Source organism: Terrilactibacillus laevilacticus, from assembly GCF_006517395.1.
In the GTDB taxonomy this organism is placed as follows: Bacteria; Bacillota; Bacilli; order Bacillales; family Sporolactobacillaceae; genus Terrilactibacillus; species Terrilactibacillus laevilacticus.
The window spans coordinates 197,632-210,447 of record NZ_VDCY01000004.1; the positions used below are offsets into that span (position 1 = coordinate 197,632).

The window sequence follows — 12,816 nt, forward strand, 5'->3', positions numbered from 1 at the left end:
TAAAAAATAGTCTATCAATCTCTAAAGATAAAGATGATTAATAGACTAATTATATACTAAATTTGGATGAATTATAACAATTTATAATAAGTAAGGAAAATACTTAATAATTAGACATGGTTTAAACAACGATTGACAGCTTCCCTAAACCGACTGGCTGCTTGGCGAATATCTTCTTTTGTGGTCCATTTCCCAAAAGATAATCGGACAAGTTCTCTAGCTTCATCTTTCGACCTCCCCATGGCAATAAGCGTACTAGATGGTGCATGATGTCCGGAATGACAGGCTGATCCAGTCGCAATAGCAAGGCCTAATTGATTACATGCTAACATTAATTGCTGCCCTTCTATTTTGTTTACACGAATCGCTAATGTACTTGGCAATGTAGTCTCTTCTTCTCCTTCTATCACAAAAGGCTGATTCAAATCTTTTAAGTTTTCAATAAAAAGTTTTCTCAGTTCTTTCATTCTTTCAAGTTCATTCGTCATCGTCTTAAAAATGGCTTCAGTCGCTGTTATGAAAGAAGCAATGCCAGGAAGATTAATGGTACCCGCTCGAAACCCTTTTTCATGTGTACTATTTGGGAGAAGAGGTTCCCATGTCAGCGATGGATCAATATAGCAAGCCCCAACGCCTTTTGGGCCATAAATTTTATGAGAAGAGATGGATAGACTTGATATATGCATAGTATTGACATGAATCGGTAGTCTTCCAAAAGACTGAACAACATCGCAATGAAATAAGATGTTTCTTTTGAACAGTTCGCTTCCAATCGCTTCTATATCTTGAATAGCCCCAATCTCACTATTCACGTGTCCAAGCGCGACTAAGATCGTCTCTTCTCTTAAATGAGGTATGATGTCATCTAAACGAACAATCCCATCAATTTGACGATCTAAATACGTTACATCAAAACCTTCAGTTTCCAACTTTTTAAATGTATTTATTATCGAATCGTGCTCCCCATGTGACGTGATGAGATGATTCCCTTTATTTCGATTCCCACGAGCCAAACCCTCGATGGCTAAAAAATTACTTTCAGATCCACCAGAAGTAAAGTAAACGCCATCTGGATCTCCATTGATAGCTTTAGCTAATTTAGCACGACAGAAATTTAGCAAATCATTCGCTTTTGTCCCCATATCATGGAGACTCATCGTATTCGCAAAGTATTGTTTGGCAACTTCGGTATATGTTGCAAGTGCTTCATCAGACATCGGTGTCGTCGCAGCATAATCTAAATATATCATGATAAATTCTCCTTAGTTGTTTTAAGCATAGATAGTTAGCATTAAGTTCGAAAATAGATCATTTTTTTCTTGATTTGTCATCTTGCTTTAATATTCTTTTAGTGCCTGTTCAAAAAGGTGACAAATTAGAAGCAAGAAGGCTAAGAGCGGCGCAGTTTTGAGGACCGTAATGTAGGTTTTTACTACATGAGAACCGGAAAAACAAACGGGTGCCGAGATTCGTAGCTTATTATATGGTGACTTTTTGAACAACCTCTTTTATCAATTCTTACCAACTTAGTTTTAATGCTTGCTAATAGTTTAATAATGTGACAATATAGGTGTCAAGACATATGTAAAAACAGGTGATGAAAATGGAAACCTTTCAAGCTGATGTTGTTATTATCGGAAGCGGTTTGGCAGCACTATATGCTGCATATAAACTTGCCCCACAAAAACAGGTCATCGTGTTGACAAAGGAAGCGTGGACGTCGAGTAATTCATATTTGGCTCAAGGCGGGATCGCAGCCACTTTTGCAGAAACGGATGATTGGCAGATCCACTTAGAAGATGCCATAAAGGCAGGGCGATTTCATAATAACCAAGAAACAACCGCCTATCTTGTTAAACATAGTAAGCGTACAATAAAGGATTTAATCGAAGCAGGCGTTCAATTTGATCGCAATAAACAAGGGGAAATTAGTCTGGCTAGAGAAGGCGGGCATTCAGCTTCGCGTGTTCTTCATGCAGGGGGTGATGCGACCGGAAGGCGAATCGTAGAAACCTTGAAAGCTCGAGTGACGGATACCATCACCATTCATGAACATACATTTGCCATGAATCTCATTATCGAAGATCAACGTTGTGTTGGTTGTTTTGCCCTTAATAAAGAAAATGAGCCCGTTATCTATACGGCTGCACATACCATTTTAGCTACAGGAGGTGCCGGGCATGTATATGAGCCTTCATCGAATGACGAAGCGGTGACTGGAGATGGGTTATCGATGGCTTACCGGGCTGGGGCAGAACTCGCGGATATGGAATTTATTCAATTTCATCCCACTCTACTTGTCAAGGACGGTAAGTCTTATGGACTCGTTTCTGAAGCGGTCCGAGGGGAAGGAGCCAAATTAGTTAATCAAGACGGCGAACGTTTATTAGAAGGTGTTCATCCACTTGAGGATTTAGCCCCAAGAGACATTGTAGCCAGGACACTTTATCAGGCAAAACAGAAGGGTCTTGCTGACACCGTTTATCTTGATATTTCGATGATAAAAGACTTTGATAAACACTTTCCAACCATTACCTCAATTTGTGAAAAGGCTGGTGTGGATATCTCCGAAGGAAGAATTCCAGTTGCGCCGGGTCATCATTTTTCGATGGGAGGCATCGTAACGGATCAGAATGGACAAAGTTCACTCAATGGTCTTTGGGCTTGTGGTGAGGTGGCATGTACCGGTGTTCATGGAGCAAATCGGATCGCCAGTCATTCTTTACTCGAAGCCGTAACGTTTGCGGATCGCGTCTCACATGAAATTCTAGAATCACCCCTTAACACATTTGATTATTTAGAAAAAAGCATTCCAGAAAAATCGACTCTCGAATTACCAAGTCGTAAAGATATCGAAAAACGCATGATGTCCAATGTCGGTATTATCCGTGACGAACAGACGTTATTAGAAATGAAAAATTGGTGCGAGGAATGGATCGACTTTACACATGTTCCGCGCCAACTTTATATAGGAAAAGATGAAATGATCCGTTTCAACATGTTATTAACAGCATGGTTAATTACAACATCTGCACTTGAGAGAACCGAAAGTCGCGGGGGTCATTTCAGATCTGATTATCCGAATGAGGATCCAGCATGGCAGTTAAAGCAAATAATAAGGGAGAATCGTCAACTTGAACACTATTAAATTAAACATGTTGTTACAAGACTTTTTTAATGAAGATTTTGGAGATGGAGATTTAACGAGTGAATCTATTTTTCTTCCAAATGATCAAACATCAGGGACCTATACGGTGAAATCTTCAGGTGTTGTATCCGGTCTTCATGTTGTGGAGCAAGGCTATAGGCTCATCAACCCTGATATTAAGATGACCGTGCATGTGAACGAAGGGGATTATGTAGAAGCAGGTGTTGATATCATAACCGTTCAAGGTTCTGTGAGAGATTTACTGACAGCTGAGCGTGTCTTATTAAATCTCTTGCAACGAATGAGTGGCATCGCAACGATGACGCACAGAGCTGTCCAAAAGCTTCAAGGATCAAAAACGCGTATTTGTGATACAAGAAAAACAACCCCTGGTTTACGTATGCTTGAAAAATACGCCGTAACATGTGGAGGCGGGTTTAATCATCGAACAGGTCTATATGATACAGTCATGTTAAAAGATAACCATATTGCTTATTCGGGGAGTATAAAGCAAGCAGTAGAAAAAGTTCGAGCAAAACTTGGGCATACAGTGAAAGTTGAAGTAGAGACCACATGTTTAGATGAGGTACGAGAAGCCGTCAAGGCCAATGCAGATATTATTATGTTCGATAATTGTACGCCGGATGAAATCCGTAAGCTCATTCAATATGTTCCAAGTCACATTATAACTGAGGCATCTGGAGGTATTGATCTTTCAACCCTCGAAGCGTACGGGAAAACAGGTGTAGATTATATCTCTCTTGGTTTTCTTACACATTCATATCAAGCGATGGATATCAGTTTTAACATTCAACCGGTTGAGGTTATCCAAAAAGTTTAGAAGATCTTAGGCAAGTCAGGAAAGAAAGCGGATCATAGGAGGTGAAGGTGAACGTCTTAGGATGTCACCACAATGATGAGTCTATTAGAACAATTTGTAAAAACAAACGACTTACCTGAAAAGTATAAAACCATGAATCAGGCTGACTTAGAAAAAAAAGCGAAGCAAATGATTGATGAACTAGGTTCAAAAGTGTATATTCCAGGCCATCATTATCAAAAAGATGAAGTGATTCAATTTGCTCACGATAAAGGGGATTCACTACAGTTAGCCCAAATTTCGGCTAAAAATACCGAGGCGGAGTATATCATTTTTTGCGGCGTTCACTTTATGGCGGAAACAGCAGATATTTTAACGAGTGAAGACCAAAAAGTCATTCTTCCTGACATGAGAGCAGGCTGTTCAATGGCAGATATGGCCAATCTTCACCAACTAGAACGAGCTTGGCCTATTCTCCAAGAAACATTTGGCGATACAATTATTCCTATGACTTATGTCAATTCAACAGCTGAAATAAAAGCTTTTTGTGGGAGACATGGTGGAGCAACAGTTACGAGTTCAAATGCTGATAAAATGATGAGATGGGCTTTTACTCAGAAAAAAAGAATTCTCTTTCTCCCTGACCAACATCTTGGACGAAATACCGGTGCGAAAATGGGGATACCGCTTAAAGATATGGTCGTGTGGAATCCAATTCAAAATAATTATGAAGGTGAGGCTAGTGAAGAGACAAAAGTGATTCTGTGGAAAGGACATTGTTCCGTCCATGAAAAATTCACGCTTGAAAACATCAACAGTTGGCGTGAGAAGGATCCAAAGATACAAATTCTTGTCCATCCGGAATGCTCATATGATGTCGTAGAGGCTTCTGACTATGCTGGTTCGACACAATATATCATTAAAAAAATTGAAGAAGCAGAAGCTGGTACTCATTGGGCTATCGGTACAGAGATGAACTTAGTTCAACGTTTGAAACAAGACCATCCTGAACTAACTATTCATTCTCTTAATACGATGATGTGTGCCTGCCTCACCATGAACCGAATTGATCTTCCGCACTTCACCTATGCTTTAGAGAAGATTACCGAAGGGGATCCACAAAATATTATTAAAGTGCCTAATAACATAGCCAAAGAGGCAAAACTTGCACTAGACCGTATGCTTGTTCAATCCTAATAATTTAGGGTATATTAAAAAGGAATGCCAGAATAACTGGTCATTCCTTTTTTGCACTTATAGAGATAAAATTGTTTATAGAGGTTGTTCAAAAAGTCACCAAATGATAAGCTACGAATCTCGGCGCCCGCTTGTTTTTCCGGTCCTCATGTAGCGGATACAAGAGGATCGCTGGCTAAAACCGCTCACGTCCTGTGGCTGGCGCCTGAAGCTACCACTTCCTGTGGAATGCCGGTCCTAAGGAACTGCGCCGCTCTTAGACTTCCGACGCCCAGGACGGGCTAGTACTGGCGTTCTGGCAGGATGCCAGCGTACTTAGCCAGTAACCCTTTTCATTTGTCACCTTTTTGAACACGCACTTATAGAGATAAAATATTTAAAAAATAGGAGAATGAACGTTGAAAAAACTCCATTTATTTCATACAAATGATATACATAGCCATTTTGAACATTGGGCAAGTTTTATTACTTATATAAAAAATCAAAGAGAGCAATTAAAAAATAATGGTGAACCTTCTCTCCTGTTTGACTTAGGCGATCATATGGATCGAGTGAACCCTCTTACAGAAGGGACGATGGGTTCCGGAAATGTCAAATTGCTTAATCAAGCGGGCTATGACTTTATTACAATAGGAAATAATGAGGGCATAACATTTACTAAAGATATTCTTGATCATTTATATGATCACCGCCATTTTCAAGTTGTATTAGCTAATTTGTATGATAAAGAAGGAAATCGTCCTCATTGGTGTACCCCTTTTGTTATCTTCGAAATCGAAGGAATCACGCTTGGGATAACAGCCGTGACGGCAAGGTTTAGTGATTTTTATTCACCTCTTGGTTGGGATATACGAGATCCATTTAGTGAAGTAGAACCGATTATCAAATGTTTAAGAGAACAAGCCGATGCTGTCGTTCTAATGTCGCATATTGGTCTACCATTTGATAAGATGATTTCGGAAAAATTACCGGATATTGACGTTATTCTAGGTTCACATACGCATCATTTCTTGCATAATGGTTTAAAAATAGGCTCAACCCTTATTACACAAGCAGGAAAATACGGCCAATTTGCAGGACATGTTACGTTAGAAATTGAAGAATCTACAAAAACAATCGTCAATAAAGAGGCATATCTTATTCCATTAGATCAAGATGAAGACATTGAGACCAAATATTTAATTCATGAACTTTCACAAAAAGGTATGGAAACGTTACAAGAAGTCATAACGGTCATGCCAGGGCCTTTATCAGTCGATTGGTATGGAAAGAGTGAATTGCCTTGTTTGTTGGCTGAGAGCTTACGTGAATGGTGCCATGCGGATATGAGTATTATCAATGCAGGGTTGATTTTAAAGGGGTTGGAGCCTGGAGTTGTCACAAAGGAAATGATTCACCGTATATGTCCACATCCCATTAATCCATGTAATGTTCAACTAACTGGAGAAGATCTCCTTACCATTATTAATACAGGTAGAGATAAGGAATTTCAAACTTTTGAACTTAAAGGATTTGGATTCAGGGGAAAAGTGGTTGGAGCTCTGATTTTTAGTGGGCTTAGTTATAATGAACGTGAAGGTAGCATACATGAAGAGGATGTCATGGTGAATAACCAACCTTTAAATCGGTATGCATCATATAAAGTCGCCACAATCGACATGTTCACCTTTGGAGCCTTATTACCACCGATTGCGAAGGCAAAGCAAAACTTTTTTATTCCAGAAACCTTAAGAGATCTGCTCGGATGGAAATTGAAGACATATTTTAAATGAAATTTTTATCATGCTCCTGTGTTGATTTGATAAAACCAATCTTTTCGCCAAAATGAGGCGCCTCTGGGCGGCCTTTTGTATCTTGGTTTGGTTCAAGCCTAAAAATAGGCACCAAGACTTTTCCTTTACCATAAGATAATGGTAAAGGAGTTGTGGTTCAATGGTTAATTTAGAGACGATCATCATCGAAGGAAAGCCTTTTACCAGTGTCACCGTAAAAATGCCAAAAACAACATTACTTGCCGTTTATAATGATGTCGGCTACATCATGTGTGGAGCTTTAGATGTTAAATTTCTGAATGATCATTTAAGTGATCGTGGTATCATTAGTGGTCGTGCTGTAGGAGTAAGAACAATTGATCAATTGCTATCATGTCCTCTTGAGTCTGTGACAACACATGCAGAGCAAATGGGGATTACAAAAGGGATGATAGGCAAAGAGGCTTTGTTAAAAATGAGTTAAATGAAAGCACAAATAGATAAAATGGATTTAGCGTCATAATAAAAAACGTATGTCCCCCTTTAGTTAGGCATATACATGCTTTATAAAGGGGGATTCGCAATGTTTAAACCATATCGAAGATACCGTAAACGACGAAATCTACCTTTCAAACATGTTTTATTAATTACAACGATTCTCTTTTCCATCTTTACTTTTGTTGGACTGAGGATTATCGATAAAAGTATCACACCTTCTTTAATGACGATCGCATCAACACAGGCCGATCAGATTGGCTCTTATGCCATCAATTATGGCATAGGAAAAAAAACCCTGAATGATTTAACAAATGATTCAGCTAAACTCGACAATCCACAAAAAATAGCAAAACAATTAGCAACAATAAAATATAATAAAGAGGGTTATCCAGTCAACGTAACGCCAAACACCGTTGCCATAACACAATACATGACTGAAACGGAAAATCGAATTCAATGGTTCCTTCGTATGGTCGAAAGAGGGAACGTTGATTTTAGTAATTCGGAATTAGACGATGTCACAATAAAGGAAAATCCTAAAAAACACAGTGGTGTGGTTGCAGAAATACCATTAGGTGAAGCTTCTCACAATGCTTTGTTATCGAACTTAGGACCTAGAGTGCCCATTAATATGGAATTAATCAGTGATGTTAAAGTTAATGTTGTTTCCAAGGTGACAGCGTTAGATATTACCACCAACTATTATCGACTCTATCTTCAAGTTCGTGTTGATATTAATGTTATTATTCCATTTGCGGTTAAGGCAAAACCGATTACTCGAAATGTCCCTATTTTTGAAACGCTTGTTAAAGGGCCAGTTCCTTCTTATTATCAGGATGGAAATGGCGCTCATTCAACACCAGCCTTACCATTACCTAAAAAATGATTTAATACAAAAAGGAAGGATGTATGGTCGTGGTCATACATCCTTCCTTTCTTCAATTTACTCCACCTTAACGGCTAGTAAAGATCCCGCCTCAAGATTCTGAATAATCAAAGAAGATAGGAGGGGATCAACTGCCCGTAAAGAGCCTTCATTTTTTATGTTGTTGTAAACTTTTTGTTTCCCATGTTCGTAAGTATGGATATGGATCAAATGAAAATTCAGTACGACCATTATCTCGATACATACCATAGTGTAAATGGGGAGGGAATTTGCCCTGTGTTCCTTCAGGTCCATAACCGGAGCTTCCAACATAACCGATGACTTGTCCTGGTTTTATCACTGATCCTTCATGAACGTTGTTGGCATAGCCTCGTAAATGTCCAAAGTAATGATAATTATTTTGTGGGTCTCTCGTACCGATACGCCATCCTCCATATTTATTCCACCCCATCATTTCGATAACACCGTAAGACGTAGCGAGAACTGGCGTCCCGTAGTCAGCAAAAATATCAGTTCCTTCATGTATGCGTAGACCGCCCCATCCTCGTCTAGCACCCCAAGTTGATTGATAATCATAATTCATATGAACAGGGACTGGAAAAGCATGAGTTTCTAACTGTGTGGTATTGAAGTGTCGATATAGTTTGGCGTATTCAGTTATCATTTCAACCGTTTTTCCACGATGATACATTTTCCATAAGGCAATTTTCTCATTGTCTAGACCGGGTCCTTCATGTGAAAGGATAGAAGCATAGCTATATAAAACATCTTCAGGGGAGTGGATATCGATGATGCCATCACCATTTCCATCCTTTCCTTGCCCTTGAAAAAAACCAATAGATTTTGGATTTGTATCTTTCGGATTTGGATTTAATAATCCAACCCACAGATGTTCATCCATTTTTATACCAATCAGCTCATCGTTTGTATTTGTCGTTGACTTTAGTCTGTGGATATTGCGTTCATATTGATCGCAGGCAGCTAAGATTGTCCAAGGTACACCAGTGACTGCAGCTGTTTTCAGATATAACGCTTTACGTTCATCAAATATATCTTGTTTAGCAAGACTGTTTTTATCAACTAAAGGGGTAGAAAAGCAAAATAAGAGCAGTGATAAAAACAAGGTTCGAAATAAAAAAGACATGCTTTGCCTCCCTACTAAATTTTGTAAACTAGTTATAACACTAAATCCAACCCCGATTCTCCAAGTTGAAATGAGATAAGAGGAGATATAAAATTGGATAAACTGTTATAATATAAACAAAACGAGTGATTTTTCTTTCGGTGCTCTCTCCGTTTCATCAATAGCTCGCTATTTACGGGCAGTACGTTAAAGCGGAATCGTTAGATGCATAATAGAACAATTATTAGACAAGAAACCGTGATTGGTTCAGCTTACAGTCAGTAGAGGTAGGCAGAACTCCTACTGATTGAAGTTTCACTATATATCATGACCTTTTTTAGAGTAAATTTACTTGGAATTTTATGGAGAAAGTTTTGGCAAGGAGTGAGAAATTTGAGTGAGAAAGTCATGGTCAATAATATAACATATGAAGTTATTGAGAATGTTCGCGATGGCTGGAAAGAAGCTTCATTTTTACAGAGGTATAGTGATATACTAACCAAGTTCGATTATATTGTTGGAGATTGGGGATATGAGCAATTGAGACTACGTGGTTTCTATGAGGATACCCATCGAAAAGCCTCCTACGACACCAAAATCAGTACACTTACGGATTACATATTTGAATATTGTAATTTTGGCTGTGCCTATTTTGTCGTAAAAAAGATAAAATCAACTGATTGATACAGAACATAGCGAAAAATCTTTATGCTTAATTTAAAATAGTAATTGTGAGGGATGTTGATGAAACATTATGAAGGATTTTTAATTGATCTTGATGGAACGATGTACCGAGGAACGGAAAAAATAGAAGCGGCTGTTCAATTCGTAAAAAAACTGAAAGAAAAAGATATTAACTATTTATTTGTCACTAACAATTCAACACGAACAAAAGAAGTTGTTGCAGAGTCATTACAACAATTTGGTGTACCAGCAACACCTGATGACGTGTTGACCACGAGTATGGCAACAGCCCAATTTATTAAAGATGAAAATCCAAATGCATCGGTTTATTTTATTGGAGAAGTAGGATTAAAGCAAGCACTAGAAGAGGTTGGTCTTAAATATGAAGAAGAAAAACCAGACTATGTGGTTATGGGAATGGACCGTGAAATAACGTATGAAAAGTTAACAAAAGCTTGTCTAGCTGTTCGCAAAGGAGCCAAATTTGTCTCCACGAATCCTGATATTGCTCTTCCAACAGAACAAGGATTTCTTCCAGGGAATGGATCGTTGACATCCGTAGTTTCTGTTTCTACGATGGTTGATCCCATTTTTATCGGAAAGCCTGAGCCAATCATCGTAGAACAAGCCTTAAAGAAAATAGGTACAGCAGCGGAACGTACCATTATGGTTGGTGATAATTATCATACGGACATTCTTGCGGGACTAAGGGCAGGCATTGATACATTACTTGTCCATACAGGAGTAACAACAAAAGAAATGTTACTAGCCATAAAGGAAAAACCAACTTACGCCCTTTCGTCATTAGAAGAATGGACATTTTAAGTGCGTGTTCAAAAAGGTGACGAATGAAAAGGGTTACTGGCTAAGTACACTGGCATCCTGCCAGAACGCCAGTACTAGCCCGTCCTGGGCGTCGGAAGATCAAGGCGGCGCTGTTTTGAGGACCGGAATGTAGGTTTTTACTACATGAGGACCGGAAAAACAAACGGGCGCCGAGATTCGTAGCTTATCATTTGGTGACTTTTTGAACAACCTCTTTAAGAAACTAAAGCAATTTTGGCTATTAAAGTTAAGAAGTTGGTGTTACGTCTGAATTATGAGCAAGACGACTCGCGGCAGCTGCAGCGATAGCACCAACAATATCGTCTAAGAAAGTATGACAGTCACCGGTGGATTTATCGTTTAGTCTCGATAAGATCCCCGGTTTTTGTTTATCTATATATCCATAGTTAGTTAAACCGATCGAACCATACACATTAAGAATAGAAAGAGCGACAACTTCATCAATGCCATATAGTCCTTCGTCTTTTTTTAACATACTTTGTAGGGGTTCGTCTAATAAACCTTTTTCTGTCAGTCGATCTAATTGGATCCCTGTAAGAATCCCATTTTGCACTTCACGTTTGGAAAGAACTTTCTCGACATGCCGAATGCAATCCTCTATCGTTAAATGGGGAAAATAACTCCTTTGTAAATGATAGGTTAACTCTGCGATGTCTTGCACTTTTACACCACGATCAAGCAGCCATTCTCTAGCTTTTGTTTCAATAACATTCAGTTGTTTTTGTTTCACTTTTATTCACTCCCAAATCGTTTTTTAATCAAGTCTGGTTTAATGATGTCACATTTTATGGGCTTTAGCATAGAATAGTCCTAAAAGAAAGAACCGTTATCATCTGAGGTGATGGACATGAACAATGAATGGATAATGTTTATCAATCAACAATATGGCCTTGTATGTGAAAATATTGGTACAAAAGAATCACCCATCCTACGATGGAATAACGAAAAACTCATCTTGCAGCCTTTATCGGCTTTTTATCATCAGGAAATCGATCAACTTGCGCAGCTTTCTGAATCTCTTCGATCAGCAGGACATCAAAAGTCGATGTTCATTCATAAAACCATTCAAGGACCATACACCATTCAAATACAAAATCAGCCGTATGTGTTGTGTAGTATGCCATTGATGACAAGAGGGCATTCATTTTCTTATCCGAAAAACTTGGCAAAACTTCATCGAGATACGTTAGGTATCGATATTAATACATTTAAAGAATCACCTTACTTGCGAAATAATATGTATTGGGGAGAGCGAGTTGACAATTTAAAAAAGAAGGTAGATCAATCTTTGAATTCAAATCACATTCAGCCATTTGAACAAAAATTCATTCGAGTTTTTCCCTATTTCATTGGGTTATCAGAAAATGCGATTCAATATTATGTTGATTGGAATATGGATTCATTAGAAATTGAACCACCCGTCCTTTGCCATTATCGAGTGAAAAATCAGCAAATGTCAGATAATGGAGTTGATAATCCAGCGGAGTGGGTTATTGATCATCGATCTCGAGATATAGCTGACTGGATTCGTGATACCATTTGGAAGACACACACTCTCCCAATTAATGAAGTTGATGTATTCTTACAACACTATCATGAAATATTCCCTCTTACAGAGGATGTCCTATCACGTATATATGGGCGTTTATTATTACCCATTTCTTTTATTGAATGTGGTGAAGATTACTACTTTGGTGAAGATAGGTCCGAGGAAATGATGAAACAATTAAAAATGATCATTCAAAAATCAGAAAAAATGGAACAATTTTTAAAGTCGTTTGCCAATCGATATCATATCAATGCGGTAGATTGGTTAAAAACCTTAACTTGAAGAAAATAGATGCCAGTTCTATAAAAATAATC

General features: G+C 38.4%; 12 protein-coding genes. 9 read left to right on the forward strand and 3 right to left on the reverse strand.

What is annotated here, in order from left to right; genetic code table 11:
* Positions 1-110: 110 nt before the first annotated feature.
* Positions 111-1,250, reverse strand: coding sequence for an IscS subfamily cysteine desulfurase (locus FG390_RS07300; protein ID WP_141190381.1), 1,140 nt, complete (start codon positions 1,248-1,250; stop codon positions 111-113).
* Between the two features lie 353 nt (positions 1,251-1,603).
* Between FG390_RS07300 and nadB the strand changes: the two genes are divergently transcribed.
* The 6 genes from nadB to yunB all read left to right on the forward strand — a co-directional run bounded on the left by nadB (position 1,604) and on the right by yunB (position 8,300).
* Positions 1,604-3,148 carry an L-aspartate oxidase gene (gene nadB, locus FG390_RS07305; RefSeq protein WP_181406414.1) on the forward strand — a complete coding sequence of 515 codons (1,545 nt, stop codon included), beginning with the start codon at positions 1,604-1,606 and terminating at the stop codon, positions 3,146-3,148.
* On the forward strand, positions 3,135-3,989 hold the full coding sequence (gene nadC, locus FG390_RS07310; RefSeq protein ID WP_141190383.1) for a carboxylating nicotinate-nucleotide diphosphorylase: 855 nt from the start codon (positions 3,135-3,137) through the stop codon (positions 3,987-3,989). Before nadB ends, nadC begins: the two co-directional genes overlap by 14 nt.
* A 75-nt stretch (positions 3,990-4,064) precedes the next feature.
* Positions 4,065-5,165, forward strand: a complete 1,101-nt coding sequence (nadA, locus tag FG390_RS07315; RefSeq protein ID WP_141190477.1) for a quinolinate synthase NadA — start codon at positions 4,065-4,067, stop codon at positions 5,163-5,165.
* 398 nt (positions 5,166-5,563) lie between these two features.
* A complete protein-coding gene (locus FG390_RS07320; RefSeq protein ID WP_141190384.1) occupies positions 5,564-6,937 on the forward strand; it encodes a bifunctional metallophosphatase/5'-nucleotidase in 1,374 nt (457 codons plus the stop codon).
* A gap of 160 nt (positions 6,938-7,097) precedes the next feature.
* Positions 7,098-7,400: a YunC family protein gene (locus FG390_RS07325; RefSeq protein ID WP_141190385.1), complete on the forward strand. Its 303-nt coding sequence runs from the start codon at positions 7,098-7,100 to the stop codon at positions 7,398-7,400.
* 99 nt (positions 7,401-7,499) lie between these two features.
* Positions 7,500-8,300 (forward strand): sporulation protein YunB, encoded by an 801-nt coding sequence (yunB, locus tag FG390_RS07330; RefSeq protein ID WP_181406415.1) that lies wholly within the window; start codon positions 7,500-7,502, stop codon positions 8,298-8,300.
* 148 nt (positions 8,301-8,448) lie between these two features.
* Here yunB and FG390_RS07335 read toward each other — a convergent pair whose 3' ends face one another.
* Positions 8,449-9,444, reverse strand: a complete 996-nt coding sequence (locus FG390_RS07335; RefSeq protein ID WP_141190387.1) for a M23 family metallopeptidase — start codon at positions 9,442-9,444, stop codon at positions 8,449-8,451.
* A gap of 387 nt (positions 9,445-9,831) precedes the next feature.
* On the opposite strand from FG390_RS07335, the gene FG390_RS07340 reads away from it, so the two are divergent.
* Positions 9,832-10,107 carry a YutD family protein gene (locus FG390_RS07340; RefSeq protein WP_246092707.1) on the forward strand — a complete coding sequence of 92 codons (276 nt, stop codon included), beginning with the start codon at positions 9,832-9,834 and terminating at the stop codon, positions 10,105-10,107.
* Positions 10,108-10,167: 60 nt separating this feature from the next.
* Complete coding sequence (gene nucF / locus FG390_RS07345) at positions 10,168-10,932, forward strand: 5' nucleotidase NucF (protein ID WP_141190389.1); 765 nt, start codon at positions 10,168-10,170, stop codon at positions 10,930-10,932.
* A gap of 247 nt (positions 10,933-11,179) precedes the next feature.
* On the opposite strand, the gene FG390_RS07350 is transcribed toward nucF, so the two are convergent.
* Positions 11,180-11,683, reverse strand: a complete 504-nt coding sequence (locus tag FG390_RS07350) for a phosphatidylglycerophosphatase A family protein (protein WP_181406416.1) — start codon at positions 11,681-11,683, stop codon at positions 11,180-11,182.
* Positions 11,684-11,800: 117 nt separating this feature from the next.
* Here FG390_RS07350 and FG390_RS07355 point away from each other — a divergent pair, with 117 nt between their 5' ends.
* Positions 11,801-12,784: a YutH/CotS family kinase-like spore coat protein gene (locus FG390_RS07355; protein ID WP_141190390.1), complete on the forward strand. Its 984-nt coding sequence runs from the start codon at positions 11,801-11,803 to the stop codon at positions 12,782-12,784.
* Positions 12,785-12,816: the final 32 nt, after the last annotated feature.